Source organism: Saccharothrix ecbatanensis, from assembly GCF_014205015.1.
In the GTDB taxonomy this organism is placed as follows: Bacteria; Actinomycetota; Actinomycetes; order Mycobacteriales; family Pseudonocardiaceae; genus Actinosynnema; species Actinosynnema ecbatanense.
This window is the reverse complement of the sequence record NZ_JACHMO010000001.1, coordinates 8,407,573-8,429,208: the sequence shown is the minus strand read 5'-3', so window position 1 is coordinate 8,429,208 and position 21,636 is coordinate 8,407,573. Positions and strand designations below refer to the sequence as shown.

Here is a 21,636-nt window from a genome sequence, read left to right as displayed (position 1 = left end):
GCAGGTGTCGCCGCCGGCAACACCACCGCACATCACGCCGACTGCGGCTGTGAGGCCGCCAGCCAGTCGACGATTCCGCAGACGGCGTCCTTGCAGCCGCCGCAGCCCGTGCTCGCCCGGGTGACCTCCGCGATCGCGGAAACCGTCTTCGCGCCGCCACGCCAGGCGCTGACCAACTGGCTCTTGCTGACCGTGTTGCACCTGCACACGACCGCGGACGCGGGCAGGTCGGCCGGGCTCGCCTCGTTCTCGGCGGGCAGCGCGCGACCCAGCAGCAGCGCGAGCCGGTCGGTCGGCGCGGGCAGGCCGCGGTCGAACAGCTGGGTGATGGCCGCCGCCGCGTCCGGCGCGCCGATGACGATCGCGCCGGTGACCTTGTCCCCGCGCAGCACGAGCTTCGCGTAACGGCCGCGCGCCGGGTCCTGGAAGCACAGCACCTCGTCGTCCGCCGAGTCGACGCCCACGTGCACGTCGCCCAACGCGGCCAGATCGACGTCACGGGCCTTGAGCCTGGTCACGACGGTGGTCCCGGAGTAGCGGGCGGCCGGCGCGGCGCCGGTGAGCCGGTCCGCGAGCACGGCCGCCTGCTCCCACGCGGGCTGGACCAGGCCGGACACCGTGCCGACGTGCTGGGCGCAGTCGCCGATGGCGTGCACCCTCGGGTCGCTGCTGCGCAGCGCGTCGTCCACCAGGACGCCCCGGTCGACGTCGATGCCCGCCTGCTCGGCGAGCCCGGTCTCCGCGCGCACGCCCGCCGAGACGACGACGAGGTCGGCGGGCACGTGCGTGCCGTCGTTCAGCTCCAGCCCTTCGCCGGGCGTGTACTTGGTGGCCAGCACGCCGAGCCGGAACTCGATGCCCAGGCCCCGCAACGTGGTGGCCAGCACCCGGCCCGCGCCCGGGTCGAGCTGCCGTTCCATCAGGTGCCCGACCGGGTGCACGACCGTGACCAGGCAGCCCCGACCGGCCAGACCACGCGCGGCCTCCAGCCCGAGCAGCCCGCCGCCGAGCACCGCGACCGGCGTGCCGGGTGAGGCCTTGTCCACGATCCGGGCGCAGTCGTCCAGCGAGCGGAACGCCACCACGCCGGACGCCAGGGTGCCGTTGCCGTCCAGCAGCCCGTCGGTCGGCGGCACCCACGACCGGGCGCCGGTGGCCAGCACCAGCGAGTCGTACGGCACCTCGTCGTCGTCCACGTGCACGACCCGCCGGGTCCGGTCGATCTTGCTGACGGAACCGCCCAGCCGCAGGTCGATGTGGTGCCTGGCGGCCCATTCCGGGTCGTGCAGCCGCACGGCCTCCGGCGTCAGCGACCCGGCCACCACGCTGGACAGCAGCACCCGGTTGTACGCGGGGTGCGACTCGTCGCCCAGCACGGTCACCGCGACCCGTTCCGCCTTCGGGTCGCGGCGGCGGATCTCGTCGGCCAGCCGGGCGCCGGCCATGCCGTAGCCCACGATGACAACGTTCCTCATACCGACTCCAATCGGACCGCGCACACCTTGAACTCGGGCATCCGGCTCGTCGGGTCCAGCACCGGGTTGGTCAGCAGGTTCGCCCGGCCGTCACCCGCGTAGTGGAAGGGCAGGAACACCACGTCGATCAGCATCGACGGCACGCAGCGCACCCGCGCCAGGGTCCGGCCGCGCCGCGACACCACCGCGGCGAGTTGGCCGTTGCCGAGACCGGCGCGGACCGCGGTGTCCGGGTGGACCTCCACGTACGCCTCGGGCTCGGCCTGGTTCAGCTCGCGCACCAGCCGGGTCTGCGCGCCGGACTGGTAGTGCTGGAGCACCCGGCCCGTGGTGGCCTGCAACGGGTAGTCGGCGTCCGGCAGCTCCGCCGGCCCGCGGTGCTCGACCGGGATGAACCGCGCCATGCCGTCGGCATGGGCGAAGCGGTCCAGGAAGTTGCGCGGGGTGCTCTCCTCGACCACCGGCCAGTGCAGCGCCTCGCCCTGGCGCAGCCGCTCGTACGTGACGCCGGAGTAGTCCGCCAGACCGCCCTCGGACGCCCGGCGCAGCTCCTCGAACACCACCTCGGGCTCGGTCGGGAACCGCTCGGCGGGCTGGCCGAGCCGGGTGGCGAGACCCTGCATCACGTCGAGGTCGCTGCGCACGCCCTCGGGCGGCGCGACGGCCACCTGGCGCAGCAGGACGCGGCCTTCGAGGTTGGTCATCGTGCCGCTCTCCTCGGCCCACTGCGTGATCGGCAGCACGACGTCGGCGACCGCGGCGGTGTCGGACAGGACCAGGTCGGCCACCACCAGGAGGTCCAGCGCCTTGAGCCGATCGGCGACGTGCTGGGAGCGCGGCGCGGAGACGATCACGTTGCTGCCGAACACCAGCAGCGCCTTCGGGCCGTCCGGCTGACCGAGGGCGTCGAGCAGTTCGTAGGCGGAACGGCCGGGTCCGGGCAGGTCGTCCACGCCCCAGATGCCCTGGATGTGCTCGCGGGCCGCCGGGTCGTCGATCTTGCGGTAGCCGGGGAGCTGGTCGGCCTTCTGGCCGTGCTCGCGCCCGCCCTGGCCGTTGCCCTGGCCGGTGAGGCAGCCGTAGCCGGAGCCCTTCGTGCCCGGCAGGCCGAGCGCCATCGCCAGGTTGATCCAAGCGGACACGGTGTCCGCACCGCTGGCGTGCTGCTCGGTGCCGCGGCCGGTGAGGATGTAGGCGTTGGCGGCCTCGGCCAGGATGCGCACCGCCGCCCGCTGGTCGGCGACCGGCACGCCGGTGACCCGTTCGACCCGTTCCGGCCACCACGTCGCGGCGATGCGCCAGGCGTCGTCGAAGCCGGTGGTGCGGTCCGACAGGTACTGCTTGTCCAGGTAGCCGTCCGCGACGGCGGTGTGCAGCAGGCCCAGGGCCAGGGCCAGGTCCGTGCCGGGAGCGGGCTGGAGGTGCAGGGTCGCGAGCTCCGCGGTGGCGGTGCGGCGGGGGTCGATGACGATCAGTTCGGCGTTGCGCAGGTGCTGGACGAACGGCGGCATGGTCTCCGCCGGGTTGCCGCCCACCAGCAGGATCGCGCCCGCGTTGTCCAAGTCGGTGACCGGGAACGGCATGCCCCGGTCAAGCCCGAAAGCCTTCATTCCCGCCGCCGCGGCGCTGGACATGCAGAACCGGCCGTTGTAGTCGATCTGCGAGGTGCCCAGCGCGACCCGGGCGAACTTGCCCAGCAGGTACGACTTCTCGTTGGTCAGCCCGCCGCCGCCGAACACGCCGACCGAGTCCGGACCGTGGACCTCCCGCAGCTCGCGGAGCTTGTCCGCGACGAGGTCCAGCGCCTCGTCCCACGACGCCGGGCGCAGCTCACCGTCCCGGCGGACCAGCGGTGTGGTCAGCCGCTTGGGCGACGTCAGCAGCTCTGCCGACGTCCAGCCCTTCTGGCACAGGCCGCCGCGGTTGGTCGGGAACTCCCGCGGCGACACCCTGCCGTTTTCGATCGTCATCGCGCACTGGAGCGCGCAGTACGGGCAGTGCGTGTCGATTCTGGGGGAGTCGGTCACGCGTCTGACGGTAAGAACACCCTGTTAACGGCAAAACGCGGGATGTTTCGTCCACGCGAACTTGACTGCTCAGCACGCCTGCGCTGAGGGTGAGGTCACAGTGATTCGACGACCCGGGCGGCCATCCGCTCCAGCCCGACGAGAGATTGTCGGCTCGAACGGGGGTGCAGGGCGTGGACCGCGAGGCGGAACAGGGTCGCCCGCAGGAGGATCTGCGGCCACTCCTCCAGGTGCGCCCAGCGCTGGAGGATGCCGTGATCCGCGCCACCCCAGGCCATCGCGTCGACCACGACGACCGCCGCGCCGTACGTTCCGGGACGCCAGTAGGCGGCGAAATCGATGATCGCGGGGGCCGCGTCACCGGCGAACAGGACGTTGCCGAACAGGTCGCCGTGGACGACTTGGGGCTTGGCCGTGACGGGCTTGCGGTAGGCCGCGCACAACTCGAACAGCCGGCCGCCCAGGTCCGGGTCGAGGTCGGCCTGCTCCTCGTCCCACGCGCAGCGGTCGGCGGTGGCGAACAGGTCGGCGCGCGCGTCCAGGAACCGCGGCTTGGGCAGCTCGACGGTCGCGCGGTGGAGCTTCACGGCGACGTCCACGACCTCGTCGTGCCGGGGCTCGGCGCGGCCGGACAGGTACTTGGTCGCCGCCCAGCCGCCGACGACGTACCGGCCGTCGGTGGACCTCAGGGGACGGGCGACGCGCAGGTTGTCGACGTCCAGGGTGTCGAGCGTCTTGGCGACCCAGGTGGCCTCGGCCGGCTTGCCCGCCGGGCGGATGGCCGCGTCCCCGCACCGCCACACCGGACCGCCGTCGATCAACTCCGGTTCGGCGTCCCGCGCGCCGAAAGCGGCGCGCACGTGCGACGGTGGCGGCTCCGGGGATGGGGTCACGCCGGCACGCTACCTGCACCCGGCCTTCCGTTGGTGGACCTCCCACGCCGAAACGCGTGGTGTCCACGCGTTCGGCCTAACCGCAGTTATGCGGTCTGGGTTGGATGGCCGCTGCTCCGCAGACGGCGGGCGCGGTCGCCCCGGAGTCGACCGCTCGCGCCCCATTTTCCGACGATCGAAAAGCGTGATCGCCGGAAAATGAGCCGCGAACGATCGACGCGACCTCACACAAGGAGTTATTTGTGACCGACGCCACGCACGCCGCGTTTGCGCTAGCCCTGCACCGCAAGCTGCCCGCCGGCAACCGGTGCTGGTCGCCGTTCTCGGTGGCCGCGGCGCTGTGCAGCGCCACCGACGTGGCGGGCGAGGACACGGGACCCGCCGTGGCCGAGGTGCTGGGCGCCGACGTCGGACAGGTCTCGAAGCTGCTTGCCATCGCGGCCGGCGACGACGCTGTGACGTCGACCGACACCATCTGGGTCGACCCGTCCGGACCGCTGGCCGACCACCCCGACGTCCGGCGGCTCGTGCTGGACGAGAACGCGCACGTCGAGATCAACAAGGTCGTGGCGGAGCTGACCCGGGGCTTGATCCCCGAGGCCGTCCCGCCTGGCGCTATCACGCCCAGCACCCTCGCCGTGCTGGTCAACGCCCTGCACGCCAAGGCCGCGTGGGTCGAGGAATTCCCCGCTGACGACACCCGTCCCCGCAAGTTCCGCACGCCCTCGGGCAAGCGGATGGTGCCGACGATGCACCGGGTCGGCACCTTCGGCTACGCCGCCCGTCAAGGCTGGCAGGCCGTGCTCATCCCGTGCGACGAGGCGATGGACGTGATCGCCCTGCGGTCCGACTCACCGCCGGCGACGTCGGAACTCGACGGCGAGGCGTTCGCCGACCTGCTCACGGGCGTGCGGTCCACCGAGGTCGACCTGTACCTGCCCAAGGTGGACCTGACCGCCGCCACCGAGCTCACCGGCCAACTGCGCGCACTCGGCGCCGGACCGCTGTTCGACTCGTGGCTGATGGTGGAGCAAGTCCTGCACCAGGCGACGCTCGCGGTCGACGAGCAAGGCGTCGAAGGTGCGGCGGCCACGATGATGTTCGCCACCATGGGCGGGCACGACCCGGCAGAGGCCCTGGTGGTGCGGTTCGACCGGCCGTTCCTGCTGGCCGTCCGCCACCGCGCCACCGGCCTGCTGCTGTTCCTGGCCGAGGTGACCGAGCCGTAAAACGAACGCCGGGGCGGCCCGTGAAGGGCCACCCCGGCGTCTCGTGCGTGAAAATCAGTACGTCGGCAGTGAGGGGTCGACCTCACGGGCCCAGGCGAGCACGCCGCCGCCCACGTGCACGGCGTCCTTGAACCCGGCCTTGTGCAACGCGGCCAGCGCCTCCGCCGAACGCGCGCCGGACTTGCAGTGCAGCACGACCTGCTTGTCCTGCGGCAGCTCCGCGAGCGCCTCACCCGACAGGATGCGGTCCTTCGGGATGAGCACCGAGCCCGGGATCTTCACGATCTCGTACTCGTGCGGCTCGCGGACGTCGACCAGGAGGAAGTCGTCCCCGGCGTCCTGCTTCTGCTTCAGCTCCAGCGGCGTGATCGTGTTGCCCGCCGCGGCCTGCTGGGCGTCGTCCGACACCACACCGCAGAACGCGTCGTAGTCGATCAGCTCGGTGATCTTGATGCTCTCCGGGTCCTTGCGGATCTTGATGGTCCGGTAGGACATCTCCAGGGCGTCGTACACCATGAGCCGGCCGAGCAGCGGGTCGCCGATGCCCGTCAGCAGCTTGATCGCCTCGGTCACCATGATCGAGCCGATCGACGCGCAGAGCACGCCCAGCACGCCGCCCTCGGCGCACGACGGGACCATGCCGGGCGGCGGCGGCTCGGGGTAGAGGTCGCGGTAGTTCAGGCCCTGGCCGTTCGGCGCGTCCTCCCAGAACACGCTGACCTGGCCCTCGAACCGGAAGATCGAGCCCCACACGTAGGGCTTGCCGAGCAGCACGGCGGCGTCGTTGACCAGGTACCTGGTGGCGAAGTTGTCCGTGCCGTCCAGGATCAGGTCGTAGTCCCGGAAGATGTCGAGCGCGTTCTCCGAGTTCAGGTGGGTCTGGTGCAGCACCACCTTCACGAACGGGTTGATCTCGGCCACCGAGTCCCGCGCCGACTCGGCCTTGGGCTTGCCGATGTCGGACTGGCCGTGGATGACCTGCCGCTGGAGGTTCGACTCGTCGACGATGTCGAAGTCGACCACGCCCAGCGTGCCGACACCCGCCGCGGCCAGGTACAGCAGGGCCGGGCTGCCCAGCCCACCCGCGCCGACGACCAGGACCTTCGCGTTCTTCAGCCGCTTCTGCCCGTCGACCCCGACATCCGGGATGATCAGGTGGCGGCTGTACCGCGCGACTTCCTCCTTGGTCAGCTCCGCTGCGGGCTCCACGAGCGGCGGAAGCGCCATCTGAGTCCTCCTCGACGAAACATGTCCTGTACAGACGGACAACGCCAGCCTGCCCGTCCGTCTTCCCCGATGGGAAGTCGTCCCAAGGCGCGGGACGGCCCTGTACTACTGCGGTGCTACGGGGAATGGATTGGGCTTGCAGACCTTGCCGTCCGCCGGCACGGCGCTGCGGTCGCCGCCGGGCACCGAGTTGAGCTGCGCCACGTAGTCGTTCGCCACGCCGAACGACTGCTGCATCATCACCGGGGCGAAGCCGTTGTCGGCCGCGCAGCCCACGTGGCCGTTGCCGAGGGCGTGCCCGACCTCGTGGTTGATGGCGTACGTCCGGTAGCCGCTGATGTCGTTGCCATAGGCCTTCGCGCCGCGCACCCAGCGGGCCGTGTTGATGATCACCCGACCGCTCGGCCGGTGCCAGCACGACGCCTCGAACTGGATCGAGAACCCGCACAGCGAGTGGGCGGTGTTCGTCGTGGTGAGCGCGACGGTGAAGTCGACGTCGTCACCCTCGGCCGGGACCCGTTGCAGTGCCGCCGTGCCGGTGCCGACCCAGCTGCGCGGATCGGCCAGGAAGCCGTCGACCGTCCGGGCGAACGCCTCGCGGTCGCCGCCGTAGTCGCCCGGCTCGACGCCGTCCTCGATCGCGACGGCGTACCGGTACAGCCTCCCGTTGCCCGCCTGCGGCGTGGTGCCCGGGATCACCGCGAACGTGCCCGCGCCCTGCTCGGAGAACTTCGGGCCGTCCGGCAGCTGCGCGGTCGGGAAGTTCTTCAGGTCGATCTCGGGCGGCGGCTTCTCGGTCGCCTCGGGCGGACCGGAGGTGGACGTCGGCCCGGGCGCGGCGGTGCCGGTGTCGGTCGGGGTGCCCGCCAGCTCGTTGCCGGTCGTCGGCGCGGCGGTGTCCAGCACGACCAGGGCGGTCAGCACGAGGAGCACGGGGACGGCGTAGATCCGCCAGCCGTAGCTCGCGACCATCCCACGCACGCCCGTGCGGCGTTTTCGGTGCCTGGGGCCGGCCGGTTCCCATGACGCGGCCAGCGGCTCGGCGCCGGTCCGGCGCGCGCCGCGGCGATAGCGGTCTTCGGATAGCGGCGGCCGGTCATCAGCGGACGGCGGCGCGTCACGCTCGCCCTGCGACGTCCGGTTCACGGCAACCAGGGTGCCACAACCGCACCCAGGTGGCGGATTCCAGGTGACCAGCGCGGCACCGACCCACCCGACCGGCCCGGGTCACTGATCGTCACCACGCCCGCCGCTCGACCGCCTCCCACATGCCCACCACGGCACGTGCCACCGACACCGGCCGCTCCATCTGAGCCACGTGCCCCGTGCGCGGCAGCACGAGCAGCCGTCCACGCGGGATCAGCCGGGCCACCCTGGGCGCCTTGCGCACGCTGACCAGCCGGTCCTCGGTCCCCCACACCACCAGCGTCGGGGCGGCGATCTTCGGCGGCAGCAGCCACATCGACTTGGACCGCGGCACCAGCCACGTGCGGATCAGGTCGATCGTGCTGCGGCTCAGCGCGTTGCCCGCCCACGCCTGCGCGGACCGCTCGGTGTACTCGTGGTCACTCTGCGCGATCCGGTGCGGCGGCACCGAGTGGGGCTCCGCGAAGCACAGCCGGAGCATCTGGTGAGTGCGCTCACGCGGCGTCACGGCGGCCAACTGCTCCCGCACCCGCGGGCCGACGACCGGCAGGAACGCCAGCGGCAGCCGCCGGTCCGACACCCGGCGCAGGCTCGGCCGCAGGTCCGGCACGGCGGGCGAGACCAGGGTCAGGGTGCGCACCAGGTCGGGACGGGTGGAGGCGGCCATCAACGTGATCGCGCCGCCCATGGAGTTCCCGAACAGGTGCACCGGGCCGCGGCCGAGCGACTCGATGTACTCGATCACGACCCGCGCGTGGGTGGCCATCCGGAAGTCGTAGCCGTCGATCGGCTCGGACCGGCCGAACCCCGGCAGGTCCAGCGCGTGGCCGTCGACGTGCTCGCGCAACTGGGCGGCCAGGTCGGTCCAGTTGGTCGACGAACCACCCAGTCCGTGCACGTAGACGGCGGTGGAGCCGGTTGGTCCGGGCGTGCGCCGCACGTGCACGCGGTGACCGGCGAGCTCGACGTAGTCACCAGGCCAGGGCTCGATCGTTGTGTCCAACGGCGGTAGCGGCGCGATGGACAGGGGCACGTGGGTGATGGCGGTTCTGCGCGCCTCCAGCGTCTCGGTCACCACCCAAGGATGCCTGTCCGGGCGTCCTACGAAACGGGAAGCTTTCCCAGAACGCTGCTACCAGCGAGTAAGGTTGCCGACGAGCCGTGAGGGCAACCCCTTTCCGGTTCCGCGATGAGTTGGTTGGCTGGAGGCACCATGACGGAGACGGCCCAGACTGCGGTCGGGCACCACGGCGGCGCGGCGGGGCGGGGTGTACGGCTCCCACGCACCGCTCGACGTGCCCAATTGCTGGCCGCGGCGCAGGACGTGTTCGTGACCAACGGCTACCACGCCGCGGCGATGGACGAGATCGCCGAACGCGCGGGAGTCAGCAAGCCTGTGCTCTACCAGCACTTCCCAGGCAAGCTCGAGCTCTACATGGCGCTGCTCGAGTCCCACGTGGACGAGCTGGTGAACCGCGTTCGCGGTGCGCTGGCGTCCACGACGGACAACAAGCAGCGGGTGAAGGCCGCGGTCGCCGCGTTCTACGACTTCGTGGACGGCGAGGGCCAGGCGTTCCGGATGGTGTTCGAGTCGGACCTGCGCAGCGAGCCCGCGGTGGCGCGTGCGGTCGAGCGCGCGACGACGGACAGCGTCGAGGCCATCACCGACACGATCACCGCCGACGCGGGCCTGGACGAGCACCGGGCGCGACTGCTGGCGGTCGGCCTGGTCGGCTTGTCCCAGGTCACGGCCCGTGCGTGGCTGGCAGACGACCGACAGCTGGCCAAAGAGGACGCGGTCGCCCTGATCTCGAACCTCGCCTGGCGCGGCATCGGCGGCGGCTTCCCGTTGCAGCACCCGGAGTCCCAGCACTGAACACACGAAATGGGGGCCGTCCCCGACGACGGCCCCCATTTCGTAGTCACAGCAATGCGCGAACGTGTGCTGTGACTTCCCCCGCCCTCTCGAAGGGCAGCATGTGGCCGGCGCCCAGGTAGATCACCAGCTCGGCGTGCGGCAGCTCCTCCGCGAGCACCCTGGCGTGCGACAACGGCGTGAGCCTGTCCTCCGCGCCCGCCAGCACCACCGCCGGGACGTGGGCGAACTCGGCCAGCGCCTTGCGCCGGTCGTGCAGGTCCAGCGAGTCGCGGAACCCGACCATGCTCACCGGGTGGCACCGGCCGACCATCCCGGCCGTCGCCGCGACGTGCCGCCACGACGGCCGCTTGCCGAACAGCAGCCACCTGACCCCCGGCCGCGCGATCTCCGTCCGGCGCAGCAGCTCCGCCCGCCGCAGCCGCGCGATCCGCCGGTTGACCGCCTTCTCCCCCGCCGTGACCGCCCGGCCCACCGCGATCGGCAGCCCCAGCGTCGACCCGGCAAGTTCACCCGAAGAGGTGGCGACCAGGACGACGCCTGCGACGCGGTCGAGCAGCGAGGGGTGCTGCTCGGCCAACGCCATGATCGTCATGCCGCCCATCGAGTGCCCGGCCAGCACGATCCGCCCGGTCGGCACCCGTGCCTCGATCAGCTCGGCCAGGTCGTCCGCGCACCGCGCGATGGTGGCCGACCCGGCCGGCGCGTGCCCCGACCCGCCGTGACCCCGGTGGTCGTACCGCAGCACCCGGCCCGGCAGCCCTTCGGCCACCAGGTCCCACGACGTGTGGTCCAACGTCCAGCCGTGCAGCAGCACGGTCGTCAGCTCCGCGTCCCGCGGCCCGGTGTCCACGACGTGCAGCGCCGTGCCGTCCGACGTCACGAACCGGTGGTCCACCGCCCATGGCGCGTCCGCCCGGCCGCTCACCCGAGCAGGAACGACCGACGCCATGCCCGCATCCCCGGCTTGCCCACCAGGTCCACCTCGTCCAGGAACTTCATGATCCGCTCACCCGACCAGCGGATCGTCTCCTGCCAGTTCGGGTTCGTCACCGCCGCCTTGTGCGCCTCGTCCTTGTCCAGCCCGACGGCCGCGTAGACCTCCGGGTTGACGATCGAGCGGGTGATGAACATCGCCGTCGTCGCGATGAGCCACCGCTGGTAGGCCATCTCCTTCTTGGTCAGCTTCTCCATGCCCCGGACGACCTCTTCGCGGGCGAACCGCACGTGCCGGGCCTCTTCGAGCACGTGGATCCGGTTGACCATGCGCACCAGCGGCTGCACGGTCTCGTCGACCATCGCCTCGCGCTGCAACCGGTCCAGGACCTCTTCGGCGACCAGGATCGACCCGTACAGCGCGGGCCCGTAGCCGATCACCGGCAGCAGTTTGCCCAGGTGGTAGACGCGCCGGCTGGGTCCGTAGGCCGGGCAGCCGATCCGTTCGACCATCCGCGCGAACATGGTGGAGTGCCGGCACTCGTCGGCGATCTCGGTCAGCGCGTACTGCGCGTGCTTGGTCGTCGGGTCGGAGCGGTAGACCTCCTTCAGCAGCATCTGCATCAGCAGGATCTCGAACCACAGGCCGACGCTGGCGATGCTGGCGACCTCGTGCCGCGAGAGATCGATCCGCTGCTCCGGGCTCATCCGGTCCCACAGCTCGGTGCCGTAGAGCGAGCACCGGTGCTCGGGGGTGTACCGCAGGCCGTCCACCAGAGGCGCGGACCAGTCGATGTCCACGTCCGGGTCGTAGAACTTGTCGGCCGAGGAGTTGAGCAGGCGTTCCGCGGTCTTCTCACGATCCGCGACCTTCAAGGTCCTGGTCATCGGGTCCCTCCCCGGTTCAGTATGTGTAACTTGAGGTAACGGTTACTTCTGGTAGCGTGCGTGACATGGCACGAACTGTCAAGGGCGGGACGGACGCACGCCGCGAGCGGTGGAAGGGACACCGCGAGGCGCGGCGCGCCGAGTTCGTGGAGGCCACCGTCCGCGCGGTCGCCAAGCACGGCGCGGACGTGGGCATGGACGAGATCGCCGCCGAGGCGGGCGTCAGCAAACCGGTGCTGTACCGGCACTTCGCCGACAAGTCCGACCTGTACCTCGCGGTCGGTCAGCGCGGCACCGAGATGCTGATGGACCGGCTCGGCCCGGCAATCGCGGAGGAAGGCCCGCTCCGCGTCCGGATCAAGCGCATCGTCGACGCGTACCTGTCGGTGATCGAGGAGCACCCCAACCTGTACCGGTTCGTGGTGCGCAAGTCGTTCACCGACCGGCCGGTCGAGCAGGACGTGGTCGACCAGGACAAGCAGCTCATCGCGGCGGCCCTGGCCCGGCTGCTCGGCGACTACCTGCGCGGGTTCGGGATGGACTCCGGCGGCGCCGAGCCGTGGGCGCACGCGCTGGTCGGCATGGTGCAGAACGCGGGCGACTGGTGGCTGGACCGGCAGTCGATGACGCGGGCCAGCCTGAGCGGCTACCTGACCACGATCATCTGGCACGCCATCGACGGACTGCTCCGCTCCGCGGGCGTGGAACTCGACCCGGACGCGCCGCTGACCATGGACTTCCCGGGAGCCGTTCCCCTGGACGAGCCCCGCCTGCGGCTCGTCGACCCCGATGCAGACGCCGAGGAGGCCTGATGTCCGAGGAACACCACGAGGACGGGTACACGGGCACCGCCGTGCTGGTGTTCGACGAGCGGGAGGTGCCGGTGGACGTCGAGCTGCGCGGCTACTTCCAGCCCATTGACGGCCGTTACCACTGGTACGGCCGGGTCGGCGCCAACGAGCAGGTCACCGAGCTGGTGGAGGGCGGTGCGCGGACCGCGCTGCTGCGCACCCCCGACGGCACGGCGACCGGATCGCTGACCGACCGCGATCCCTGGTCGCGCTACCGGGTGGCGGGGATCTCGACCCCGCCGTTCACGGTCGGCTGACCAAGGGCGAGAAATGCGGAAGGGGCACCCGATCGGGTGCCCCTTCCCGTGTTCCGGAGAGCCGCGCTCGCCCGGCCGCTCGGACGCTCAGTCGCCGGAGACGAAACCGACCCGACGGGCGTCGCTCGGACCGATCTCCACGTACGCGATGCGCGCCGCGGGCACCACGTAGCGGGCGCCCTTCTGGTCGACCAGCACGAGCTGCCCCGTGCCCGCCTTCAGCGCGTCCGCGACCTGCGACTCGACCTCTTCGGGGGTGAGCCCGCTGGACACCACGAGCTCCCGCGGGCTGTCCGCGATCCCGACCCTGACCTCCACGCTGACCTCCGTGCGGCGTTGAATGCTTTCGAAACCCAACCCTAGCCGAGCCCGAGCACCGTCATGCGCCTCGTGTGGCTCTGTTGCAGCCGGCGGAACAGCGCCGCGATGCCCGCCAGGTCGCCCGAGCCGCGCACGATCAGCTCGGCCAGCCCGTCCCGTTCCGCGACCACGTACTGGGCCTGCGTCAACGCCTCGCCGAGCAGCCGGCGACCCCACAACGTGAGCCGGTCGCGCAACGTCGGATCGGCGGCGCAGGCGGCCCGGACTTCGCGCTCGGCGAACGCGGAGTGCCCCGTGTCGGCCAGCACCGCGAGCACCAGCTCCTTGGTCGGCTCGTCCAGCCACTCGGCGACCTCGCGGTAGAAGTCCGCCGCCAGCGCGTCCCCGACGTACGCCTTGACCAGCGATTCCGACCACGACCGCGGCGCGGTGGAAGCGTGGAACGCGTCGAACCCGACGGCGAACGGCCGCATGGCCTCCTCGATCGAGTGGCCGCGGTCGCCCAGGTACCGCTCCAGCAGCGCGTAGTGCCCGATCTCGGCCGCGGCCATCTGCGCCAACGCGGCCCGTCCGGCCAGCGTGGGAGCACTGCGGGCGTCCTCGGCCATCCGGTCGAACGCCGACAGCTCGCCGTACGCGAGCGCGCCCAGCAGGTCCACGATGCCCTCGGCCAACGGGCCTTCCCCACCCACCGCAACCGCCTGAGCCGCCGCTCGATCCACTCCTGGGTCGCTCATGCCCACGAGCCTAGTCGCGTGTCCTGCGCTACACCCCAGGCACGCGAAACCGCAGTCGACCTCGCGTTCCAGCACGATCGGACCAAGCGGCGGGTAGACTCGATAGTTGACGCCCGGCGCGGCGCGGCCCAGTGGGGGCTCGCAGCGGTGCCGAAGGCTGAACTGCGGCGGCACCGTGCCGCCAGGAGAGGGTGCGCGCATACCTCGCTGGCCCTCCCGCGACACCCGCCCGGCCCCTTGCGACGGCCGAGTGGCGGTGGACGCGGTCGAGCGGCCCGTACAGGCCGTGCGCGCTGGTACGAGAGAGGCGATCACCCTGACCGCGACGAACGAAGAGACACATATCGACCCGGTGGCCTTGGAGCACAGCGAGGCGGGTGTGCCCGAAGAGGACACCTCGCACCCGCTCGTGGCCGACGCCCCGGTCAAGAACGAATCCCCAACGTTCGCCGAGCTGGGTGTGCGCGAGGAGATCGTGCGCTCCCTGGCCGAGGCGGGCATCCACCGCACGTTCGCCATCCAGGAGTTGACGCTCCCGCTGGCGCTGGCCGGCGACGACGTCATCGGCCAGGCCCGCACCGGCATGGGCAAGACCCTGGGCTTCGGCGTGCCGCTGCTCCAGCGGATCATCGTGCCCGGTGACGGCACGCCGCAGGCGCTCGTCGTCGTCCCGACGCGTGAGCTGTGCCTCCAGGTCACCCACGACCTGACGGACGCGGCGAAGCACCTCAACGTGCGCGTGCTGGCCATCTACGGCGGCCGGCCGTACGAGCCGCAGATCGCGGCGCTCCGCAAGGGCGTCGACGTGGTCGTCGGCACGCCGGGCCGGTTGCTGGACCTGGCCGAACAGCGCCACCTGGTGCTCGGCAAGGTGCGCAACCTGGTGCTGGACGAGGCCGACGAGATGTTGGACCTGGGCTTCCTGCCGGACATCGAGCGGATCCTGCGCATGGTGCCGGACGAGCGGCAGACCATGCTGTTCTCGGCGACCATGCCCGGCCCGATCATCACGCTGGCGCGGACGTTCCTCAACCAGCCCACGCACGTGCGGGCCGAGGAGAACGACGCGGGCGCGATCCACGAGCGCACCGAGCAGTTCGTCTACCGGGCGCACGCGCTCGACAAGCTGGAGCTGCTGGCCCGCGCGTTGCAGGCCCGTGAGCGCGGTCTGTCGATGGTCTTCACCCGCACCAAGCGCACCGCGCAGAAGGTGGCGGACGACCTGGTCGAGCGCGGTTTCGCGGCGGCGGCGGTGCACGGCGACCTCGGGCAGGGCGCGCGTGAGCAGGCGCTGCGGGCGTTCCGCTCGGGCAAGATCGACGTGCTGGTGGCCACCGACGTGGCGGCCCGCGGCATCGACGTCGAGGGCGTCACGCACGTAATCAACTACCAGTGCCCCGAGGACGAGAAGACCTACGTGCACCGCATCGGCCGCACGGGTCGCGCGGGGCGCACGGGTGTCGCGGTCACGCTGGTGGACTGGGACGAGATGCCGCGCTGGAAGCTGATCAGCGACACGCTCAACCTGGGCAAGCCGGAGCCGGTGGAGACGTACTCGACGTCGGACCACCTGTTCGCCGAGCTGGACATCCCGTCCGGTTCGTCCGGGCGGTTGCCGATGGGTCAGCGCACGCGCGCGGGCCTGGGCGCCGAGCCGGAGGAGAACCTCAAGGGCGACAAGAAGACCCGCAAGCGCAAGCGCACCGGTCGGGCAGGCGGCGACGCCGCGCCCGCGCCGGAGACGAGTTCCAGCGCCGGCAGCAGTAGCAGCACCACGGGCTCGGGTTCGGGCGAGGAAGGCGGCACCCGTCCGCGCAGGCGCAGGCGGAGCCGTGCGGGTGTGGCACCCGAGGGCGGTCAGCCGTCCGAGGCGTCGGCCGACGTGACCGCCGGTGCGCCGGCCTCTGCCGAGGCGTCGTCGTCCGAGCCGTCGACGGCCGAGGGCGACCGTCCGCGCAGGCGCAGGCGTAGGCGCACGACGGGCAACGGCGAGTCGGGCGAGCCCGCTTCCGCCGAGTAGGGAACATCGCGCAGGCCAGATCGCGTGGGAAAGATCGCCGAGTACGGGCGAGTACGGAACACTGGTCAGGTACGGAACACTGGTGCGGAACAGTCGTCGTGGTGGGCAGCGCGGATCCGAGCGCTGCCTGGCCCGGTGCCCACACTTTCGGGTGATCATGGCCCGAAAATGTACGGAAACACTGTTCTCGTACCTCGGTTAGAACGAGGCGCCCCGAACCACCCCGCCGCTACTCCTGAACCCGACCCACCCGCCGGGTCGGCACCAGGGACCCGGCCGGGACGGGGCGACCACGCGGGACGACCACCCCGGACAACCACGCGTGACGACCACGCACGACGACCACGCACGACGGCCACGCCGGCACCACCGCGCGGGGACCACCGCGCGGGACGACGACACGGACGACGACACGGGGGCGATGGCACCCGGCGGATGGCACGACGACACGGGCGATGACACGCGGCGACGGCGAGCCCGAAGCAGAACCCGCCGCCGCCTCACACCGACCTCTTCCCCGTGGTGGCAGCATGTCGCCAGACGAACGCGATAGATCACCGACCATCGGGAGCCGGGCAGTGGGCCAGCCGGAACAGGCGGAGTCGAACGGGCAGGTCATGCTGGACGAGGACGTCCTGGCAGAGCCCGTCGAGCCGCGGGACGACGACACCCCGGAACCGCTGCCGGCCCGGTCGTGGCGCACCAGGGGCGATTTCATCGGCCTCGCCCTGGTCCTGGTCGGGGTGCTGGTGGCGAGCCTGCTCCTGTGGCTCACCAGTGACGCCCGCAACACCGTCAGCCAGACCGGCCCGGCCGAGGTCACCCCGCTGATCCCGGTCACCACGATGCCGCCGTCGCTGTCCGAGAGTTGGCGCGCGCCCAGCGACGCGACGCCCGTCCCGGTGAACCTCGACTCGGTCGTCGTCACCGGCGACGGTGGCGAGGTCGTCGGCCGCGACGCGCTGAGCGGCGAAGTCCGCTGGCGCTACTCCCGCGACTGGCCCCTGTGCACCGTCACCGCGGCCTGGGGCCGGGTGTTCGCGGTGCACACCAAGGGGACCAACTGCTCCGAGGTCACCACCCTTGAAATCGGCTCCGGCAAGCGCGGCCCGCAGCGCAACGGCGACGCCGAACCCGGCACCCGCCTGCTGAACGAGGGCTCGCACGTGCTCACCACCGGCGAGGACTTCGTCGAGGTCTACCGCCGCGACGACCTGGTCCGCTCGCTGGAGTACGGCACGCTGCGCGCCATCGTGAACCCCAACAAGCAGCCCCGCACCGGCTGCACGTACGGCTCCTTCGCGGTCACCGGCGGCAAGATCGCGCTGATCGAGCGCTGCCCCGCGCTGGACCCGTCGGACCGCATCACGGTGCTCAAGCCGAACCCGGAGAAGTCCGACGAACCGCAGGTCATCAGCACCACGGTCACCGGCGAGAAGAACAGCCGGGTGATCGCGGTGACGGCGACCCGGGTCGCGGTGGCCGTGCCGGGCCGGATCGTGGTGTTCGACGCGGACACCGGCTCACTCGTGGCGACGTACCCGGTCGACGTCAGCGCCGACGAACTCGCGGGCGACCCGCCCGGCCGGGTGGCGTCGACCTTCACCAGCACCGCGAACATCTACTGGTTCACCGGGTCGAAGACGATCGCGCTGTCGCCGGTCGAGCTGAACCCGCTGTGGACCGCTGACGACACCCGCGGCCCGGGCACCACGCTCGCCGGCCACCTGCTGCTGCCGGTCGCGGACGGGCTGAAGGTGCTCGACCAGGTCACCGGCCAGGAAGTCGGCGCGATCCCGGTCAACCGCGACGGCTACACCGGGCCGATCGAGATGGCCACCGAAGGGCCGATCGTGCTGGAGCAGCGCGGCGACACGCTCGTCGCACTCCGGTAAGAGGCCAAGAGCGGCACACCGCGAAGCCCGGTGAACACCAAGCGAGCACTGCGGTAAGGCGCCAGCGCCCGCGCGGCCGGTGGGGCAGACTGCGAGACGTGCACTCGCAGTTCAGCCCGCACCGCGCGGAACGCGTGGACCTGCCCGGTCGGCACGGCCCGATCGCCGCCCTCCGCGCGCCCGCCGCCGGACTCGACCTCGGCGCCACCGCACTCCTCGTACCCGGCTACACCGGATCCAAAGAGGACTTCGCCCCGCTGATCGACCCGATCGCCGACGCCGGCATCGAGGTCGTCGCCGTCGACCTGCCCGGCCAGTACGAGTCGGTCGGCCCGATGGTGGAATCCGACTACCGGCCCGCCGTCCTCGGCACGGTGATCGCCGACCTGGTCGCGAAGCTGACCACCGAAGGCAGGCGCGTGCTGCTGCTGGGTCACTCGTTCGGTGGACTCGTCGCCCGCGGCGCGGTGCTGGCCGGCGCGCCCGTGGCGGGGCTGACCCTCCTCGCGTCCGGCCCGTCCGAACTGCCGCCCGGCGAAGGCCGCACCGCCCTCGACTACGGCGAGATCGTGCTCCGCGAACAGGGCGTCGAAGCGTCACAGCAGGTCCACGAGGCCCGCCATGCGCTGAACCCGCGCTGGCAGCTCATCCCGCAGGAACTCAAGGACTTCTACCACGAGCGGTTCGTCCGCTCGTCGCCCGTCGGCCTGCTCGGCATGGGCGAGGCGCTGCGCACGGAACCGGACCTGGTCGCCAAACTGGCCCGCGTCGCGCGCTCGTCCGGCATCCCGTGCCTGGTGGTGTGCGGTGAGTTCGACGACTCCTGGTCCGCGGCGAGCCAGCGGGACATGGCCGAACGCCTGGACGCCGACTTCGCCGTGCTGTCCGGCGTGATGCACTCACCGAACACCGAGGCCCCGGACGCCCTGCTGGCCACGCTCCTGCCGACCTGGCGCGCCTGGCTCAGCTGACCGGCGACGGGTTCACGGGTTCACCACCGCGACGTCCGGCCATCGGCGTCACTCGGACGATCATCGTGCGCGTCGTCGGGGGTCCTCGCCCACGCCATGTGACCGGCGCGACGTCAGCTCGCCTGACCGTGTCATTTGCCTCCATCGATGGGTGTTTTCGCTGCTCGCAGCCCAGTTGGGCGCTTCTACTTGAGGGTGCACCCGAACACCGACAGGGAAAGGGAAGGCAAATGACGTTCCGACGAGTGCTCACCGCCACCCTCGTGGCGGCCTCGGCACTGGTGATCGCGCCGACGGCCATCGCCGACCAGGCCGACGCCCGACAACACGTGGTCATGATCGAGAGCGTGACCCGGCCGGGCGATGTGTGGGACCAGTCCAATTGGGACGGCTATCCGGTCATCGCCTATCCGAACCACGGGGGGGCGAACCAGATGTGGGAGGTCTCCGGCGACGGCACCATGCTCAGGAGTGAACGGGACAAACTCTGCGCGACCGCGGAGAACGACCAGGTCGTGGGCAGGCGCTGCACCGGCTACGCCGACCAGCGGTGGCTCGGCCTGGACCAGCCCAATGCCACGATGATCGAACTCTACGAGACCGGGCTGTGCGTCACGCACGACGGTTCCAAGAGGCAGCTGCTCCTGAGGGACTGCGACCCCGACCGGAGCGACCAGCGCTGGTACATCCGCTACTGACGACGGCCGCTGGGCACGTCGGCAGGCGCGTTCTGCCGACGTGCCCGGTCAGCGCGAGGTCACGCCCACCAGAACACCCACAGCGTCACCACCACCAGCAGCACGACCGCCAGCCCGCACACGGCCACCAGCCAGCCCTTGCGACGGTCCGCGACCACCTGGGCCACCACCGCCGCGACAGCCGCCGCCACATGACCCGCCACCACGTCGAACCCCGGGCCCGGCAGGTCACGGGCGCCGGCGTAGATCTGCACGCCGATCATCACCAACGCCAACAGCACCAAGCCGACGGCCAGTGCGCCGCTGACGCCGCGCCACAGCCTCGCCAGGCGTGGTTCGGGTCCGCTGTCCACGATCGTCACCCGGCCAACTCTACGGCGCGAGCAACGCCCACGGGTCGATCGCGGGTGACGCCCGCTGACCCTCAGGGCAGGAACGCCGGAAGTCGCACCACGTGCACTGGTTCCCGGTGCGCGGCGGGAACAGGATCTCCGGGTCGCCGCCCGCGGCGAGGGTGTCGGTGGCCAGCGCCAACTCGTCCGCCGCCTCCTCGGCTCGCGTCACGTGCCGCGCCAGGCTCTCCTCGGTGTGCTCCCACACCGCCACGGAGCCCGACGGCAGGTGGTGCAGCTCCACCCGGTGGCACGGCTTGCGCAACGTCCGCCGCGCCGCCAGCGCGTACAGCGCCAACGCCTGCGAACCCCGCGCGTCGTCCACGGTCAGCGCGTGCCGCCCGGTCTTGTAGTCGACGATCACCAGCTCGCCGTCGCGCAGGTCGATCCGGTCGACCCGGCCCTCGGCGACGATCTTGGACGTCGGCGTGGACACCCACCGCTCGATGCCGACCGGCTCGATGGACGTGTCGATCTCGGTGACGTAGTCGCGCACCCACCCGACCGCCCGATCGCGGTAGACGCCCGCCTGCTCGGCGTCCTTGAAGCCCTCGTTCTTCCACTGCCGGTGCAGCAGCGCCACGGCCTGCTCCGGGGTGCGCCGCTGGACGGGCAGGTCGAACAGCGCCTTCAACGCGTTGTGCACGACCGCGCCGAGGGTGTTGTGCGCCCACGCCCCACCGCGCGGCGGCGACGGCCGGTCGAGGTAGGCCATGCGAAACCGACGCGGGCAGTCGGCCCACGTGGCGAGCTTCGCCGGCGTCACCCGCACCAGCTTCTTCGGCATCGCGCCGAAGTCGAACCCCAACTGTTCCTGCACGGGTTCAAGCTACCGATGCCCACCGACAGTGCTGGAGGCCGCTGCTCCGCAGACGGCGGGCTCGGTCGCCTGGAGGTCGATCGACGCGACCTCGCGTTCACCCGACGAGGATCTTGCACCCGGTTGCCCGATCCGCCAGGGCGTCCAAGACCTCCGGTGACGTGGTCTCCGCGCCGAGCCGCACCGTCTTGTTCGTGCCGTGGTAGTCGCTGGACCCGGTGGGCAGCAGCCCCAACTCCCCCGCCAGCCGGCGCAGCCGCACCCTGGTCGGGAGGTCGTGGTCCGGGTGGTCCACCTCGACGCCGGCCAACCCGAGGCCCGCCAGGTCCGCCACCACCTCGTCGGTGACGATCGGCCCTCGGGACACCGCGAAAGGGTGCGCGAGCACCGTCACCCCGCCCGCTTCGGTGATCATCTCGATGGCCCGCGCCACGGGCGTGTCGGTCCGCGGCACGTAGTACCGGCCGCCGGTCAGGTAGCGGGCGAACGCCTCGTTCACCGTGCTCACCACACCGGCCCGGATCAACGCCATGGCCAGGTGCGGACGTCCGGCGGGCGCGTCGGTCGGCATGGCCGCCATCAGCTCGTCCGGGTCGATCGGAAAGCCGTCCTCGACCATCCGCTCCGCCATCCGGCGCAGCCGGTGCCGTCGTTCGAGGCGCAGCCGCAACTGCTCCTCCACCAACGCCGGCGAGGTGGGGTCGTACAGGTAGGCGAGCAGGTGGACGGTGATGACCCGACCCCGGCCGTCGTCGGACGCGCAGGACAGCTCCGCGCCACGCACCAGCTTCAAGCCGGGTGGCAGCGCGTCGGCCGCCTCCGCCCAGCCGGCGGCGGTGTCGTGGTCGGTGAGCGCGACCGCGCTCAAGCCGGCAGCGGCGGCAGCCGCCACCAACTCCGCGGGCGTGTCGGTGCCGTCGGACTCGGTCGAGTGGGTGTGCAGGTCGATGCGCACCCCGCCAGTCTCTACTACGGCA

At 71.5% G+C, this 21,636-nt stretch carries 21 protein-coding genes; 8 read left to right on the top strand and 13 right to left on the bottom strand.

All coding sequences use genetic code 11. From position 1 onward, the window contains the following. Nucleotides 1–32: 32 nt before the first annotated feature. From F4560_RS37410 to F4560_RS37400, 3 genes are all read right to left on the bottom strand, one after another. A complete protein-coding gene (locus F4560_RS37410; RefSeq protein WP_184927789.1) occupies nt 33–1,475 on the bottom strand; it encodes an FAD-dependent oxidoreductase in 1,443 nt (480 codons plus the stop codon). Then, nucleotides 1,472–3,445: a molybdopterin oxidoreductase family protein gene (locus tag F4560_RS37405; protein ID WP_184929624.1), complete on the bottom strand. Its 1,974-nt coding sequence runs from the start codon at nt 3,443–3,445 to the stop codon at nt 1,472–1,474. The genes F4560_RS37410 and F4560_RS37405 overlap by 4 nt, the downstream gene beginning before the upstream one ends. Before the next feature lie 152 nt (nt 3,446–3,597). Beyond that, a complete protein-coding gene (locus tag F4560_RS37400) occupies nt 3,598–4,395 on the bottom strand; it encodes a TIGR02569 family protein (protein ID WP_184927788.1) in 798 nt (265 codons plus the stop codon). Between the two features lie 242 nt (nt 4,396–4,637). Between F4560_RS37400 and F4560_RS37395 the strand changes: the two genes are divergently transcribed. Continuing rightward, nucleotides 4,638–5,624 (top strand): serpin family protein, encoded by a 987-nt coding sequence (locus F4560_RS37395; RefSeq protein ID WP_184927787.1) that lies wholly within the window; start codon nt 4,638–4,640, stop codon nt 5,622–5,624. 54 nt (nt 5,625–5,678) lie between these two features. Here F4560_RS37395 and moeZ read toward each other — a convergent pair whose 3' ends face one another. The 3 genes from moeZ to F4560_RS37380 all read right to left on the bottom strand — a co-directional run bounded on the left by moeZ (nt 5,679) and on the right by F4560_RS37380 (nt 9,072). Then, the gene (moeZ, locus tag F4560_RS37390; protein WP_184927786.1) at nt 5,679–6,851 is read right to left on the bottom strand and encodes an adenylyltransferase/sulfurtransferase MoeZ; all 1,173 of its coding nucleotides are present in this window, start codon (nt 6,849–6,851) and stop codon (nt 5,679–5,681) included. Nucleotides 6,852–6,956: 105 nt separating this feature from the next. Next, on the bottom strand, nt 6,957–7,997 hold the full coding sequence (locus F4560_RS37385) for a DUF3152 domain-containing protein (protein ID WP_184927785.1): 1,041 nt from the start codon (nt 7,995–7,997) through the stop codon (nt 6,957–6,959). A gap of 91 nt (nt 7,998–8,088) precedes the next feature. Beyond that, nucleotides 8,089–9,072, bottom strand: a complete 984-nt coding sequence (locus tag F4560_RS37380; protein WP_184927784.1) for an alpha/beta fold hydrolase — start codon at nt 9,070–9,072, stop codon at nt 8,089–8,091. 138 nt (nt 9,073–9,210) lie between these two features. Between F4560_RS37380 and F4560_RS37375 the strand changes: the two genes are divergently transcribed. Further along, on the top strand, nt 9,211–9,873 hold the full coding sequence (locus tag F4560_RS37375; protein ID WP_184927783.1) for a TetR/AcrR family transcriptional regulator: 663 nt from the start codon (nt 9,211–9,213) through the stop codon (nt 9,871–9,873). A 46-nt stretch (nt 9,874–9,919) separates the two neighbouring features. Here the strand turns inward: F4560_RS37375 and F4560_RS37370 are convergent, their stop codons facing one another. Together F4560_RS37370 and F4560_RS37365 are read right to left on the bottom strand one after the other, a co-directional pair. Beyond that, nucleotides 9,920–10,825 (bottom strand): alpha/beta fold hydrolase, encoded by a 906-nt coding sequence (locus F4560_RS37370; protein WP_184927782.1) that lies wholly within the window; start codon nt 10,823–10,825, stop codon nt 9,920–9,922. Continuing rightward, on the bottom strand, nt 10,798–11,697 hold the full coding sequence (locus F4560_RS37365) for an AurF N-oxygenase family protein (protein ID WP_184927781.1): 900 nt from the start codon (nt 11,695–11,697) through the stop codon (nt 10,798–10,800). The genes F4560_RS37370 and F4560_RS37365 overlap by 28 nt, the downstream gene beginning before the upstream one ends. Nucleotides 11,698–11,762: 65 nt before the next feature. Between F4560_RS37365 and F4560_RS37360 the strand changes: the two genes are divergently transcribed. Continuing rightward, nucleotides 11,763–12,509 carry a TetR/AcrR family transcriptional regulator gene (locus F4560_RS37360; RefSeq protein WP_184927780.1) on the top strand — a complete coding sequence of 249 codons (747 nt, stop codon included), beginning with the start codon at nt 11,763–11,765 and terminating at the stop codon, nt 12,507–12,509. Beyond that, nucleotides 12,509–12,805: a DUF4873 domain-containing protein gene (locus F4560_RS37355; protein ID WP_184927779.1), complete on the top strand. Its 297-nt coding sequence runs from the start codon at nt 12,509–12,511 to the stop codon at nt 12,803–12,805. Before F4560_RS37360 ends, F4560_RS37355 begins: the two co-directional genes overlap by 1 nt. 87 nt (nt 12,806–12,892) lie before the next feature. Here the strand turns inward: F4560_RS37355 and F4560_RS37350 are convergent, their stop codons facing one another. Next, nucleotides 12,893–13,123, bottom strand: a complete 231-nt coding sequence (locus F4560_RS37350; protein ID WP_184927778.1) for a DUF3107 domain-containing protein — start codon at nt 13,121–13,123, stop codon at nt 12,893–12,895. Between the two features lie 41 nt (nt 13,124–13,164). Then, nucleotides 13,165–13,863: a ferritin-like fold-containing protein gene (locus F4560_RS37345; RefSeq protein ID WP_184927777.1), complete on the bottom strand. Its 699-nt coding sequence runs from the start codon at nt 13,861–13,863 to the stop codon at nt 13,165–13,167. Nucleotides 13,864–14,215: 352 nt separating this feature from the next. On the opposite strand from F4560_RS37345, the gene F4560_RS37340 reads away from it, so the two are divergent. The 4 genes from F4560_RS37340 to F4560_RS37325 all read left to right on the top strand — a co-directional run bounded on the left by F4560_RS37340 (nt 14,216) and on the right by F4560_RS37325 (nt 19,447). Next, nucleotides 14,216–15,883 (top strand): DEAD/DEAH box helicase, encoded by a 1,668-nt coding sequence (locus F4560_RS37340; RefSeq protein ID WP_184929623.1) that lies wholly within the window; start codon nt 14,216–14,218, stop codon nt 15,881–15,883. Nucleotides 15,884–16,461: 578 nt separating this feature from the next. Beyond that, complete coding sequence (locus tag F4560_RS37335; RefSeq protein ID WP_312869701.1) at nt 16,462–17,778, top strand: Rv3212 family protein; 1,317 nt, start codon at nt 16,462–16,464, stop codon at nt 17,776–17,778. 98 nt (nt 17,779–17,876) lie between these two features. Beyond that, nucleotides 17,877–18,749, top strand: coding sequence for an alpha/beta fold hydrolase (locus tag F4560_RS37330; protein ID WP_184927775.1), 873 nt, complete (start codon nt 17,877–17,879; stop codon nt 18,747–18,749). A 230-nt stretch (nt 18,750–18,979) separates the two neighbouring features. Continuing rightward, nucleotides 18,980–19,447 carry an RICIN domain-containing protein gene (locus F4560_RS37325; RefSeq protein ID WP_184927774.1) on the top strand — a complete coding sequence of 156 codons (468 nt, stop codon included), beginning with the start codon at nt 18,980–18,982 and terminating at the stop codon, nt 19,445–19,447. A gap of 59 nt (nt 19,448–19,506) precedes the next feature. Here the strand turns inward: F4560_RS37325 and F4560_RS37320 are convergent, their stop codons facing one another. The 3 genes from F4560_RS37320 to F4560_RS37310 all read right to left on the bottom strand — a co-directional run bounded on the left by F4560_RS37320 (nt 19,507) and on the right by F4560_RS37310 (nt 21,614). Then, entirely contained in the window at nt 19,507–19,809 is a 303-nt protein-coding gene (locus F4560_RS37320) for a hypothetical protein (RefSeq protein WP_184927773.1), read from the bottom strand. Between the two features lie 10 nt (nt 19,810–19,819). After that, the gene (locus tag F4560_RS37315) at nt 19,820–20,659 is read right to left on the bottom strand and encodes a RecB family exonuclease (RefSeq protein ID WP_312869699.1); all 840 of its coding nucleotides are present in this window, start codon (nt 20,657–20,659) and stop codon (nt 19,820–19,822) included. 97 nt (nt 20,660–20,756) lie between these two features. Further along, a complete protein-coding gene (locus F4560_RS37310) occupies nt 20,757–21,614 on the bottom strand; it encodes a PHP domain-containing protein (RefSeq protein ID WP_184927772.1) in 858 nt (285 codons plus the stop codon). Nucleotides 21,615–21,636 lie beyond the last annotated feature (22 nt).

What these genes read in the sequence shown, in the direction of transcription:
- F4560_RS37410 (WP_184927789.1), bottom strand. Translation starts at nt 1,475, where the DNA reads ATGAGGAACGTTGTCATCGTGGGCTACGGCATGGCCGGCGCCCGGCTG.
- F4560_RS37405 (WP_184929624.1), bottom strand. Translation starts at nt 3,445, where the DNA reads ATGACGATCGAAAACGGCAGGGTGTCGCCGCGGGAGTTCCCGACCAAC.
- moeZ (WP_184927786.1), bottom strand. Translation starts at nt 6,851, where the DNA reads ATGGCGCTTCCGCCGCTCGTGGAGCCCGCAGCGGAGCTGACCAAGGAG.
- F4560_RS37375 (WP_184927783.1), top strand. Translation starts at nt 9,211, where the DNA reads ATGACGGAGACGGCCCAGACTGCGGTCGGGCACCACGGCGGCGCGGCG.
- F4560_RS37370 (WP_184927782.1), bottom strand. Translation starts at nt 10,825, where the DNA reads ATGGCGTCGGTCGTTCCTGCTCGGGTGAGCGGCCGGGCGGACGCGCCA.
- F4560_RS37365 (WP_184927781.1), bottom strand. Translation starts at nt 11,697, where the DNA reads ATGACCAGGACCTTGAAGGTCGCGGATCGTGAGAAGACCGCGGAACGC.
- F4560_RS37360 (WP_184927780.1), top strand. Translation starts at nt 11,763, where the DNA reads ATGGCACGAACTGTCAAGGGCGGGACGGACGCACGCCGCGAGCGGTGG.
- F4560_RS37355 (WP_184927779.1), top strand. Translation starts at nt 12,509, where the DNA reads ATGTCCGAGGAACACCACGAGGACGGGTACACGGGCACCGCCGTGCTG.
- F4560_RS37345 (WP_184927777.1), bottom strand. Translation starts at nt 13,863, where the DNA reads ATGAGCGACCCAGGAGTGGATCGAGCGGCGGCTCAGGCGGTTGCGGTG.
- F4560_RS37325 (WP_184927774.1), top strand. Translation starts at nt 18,980, where the DNA reads ATGACGTTCCGACGAGTGCTCACCGCCACCCTCGTGGCGGCCTCGGCA.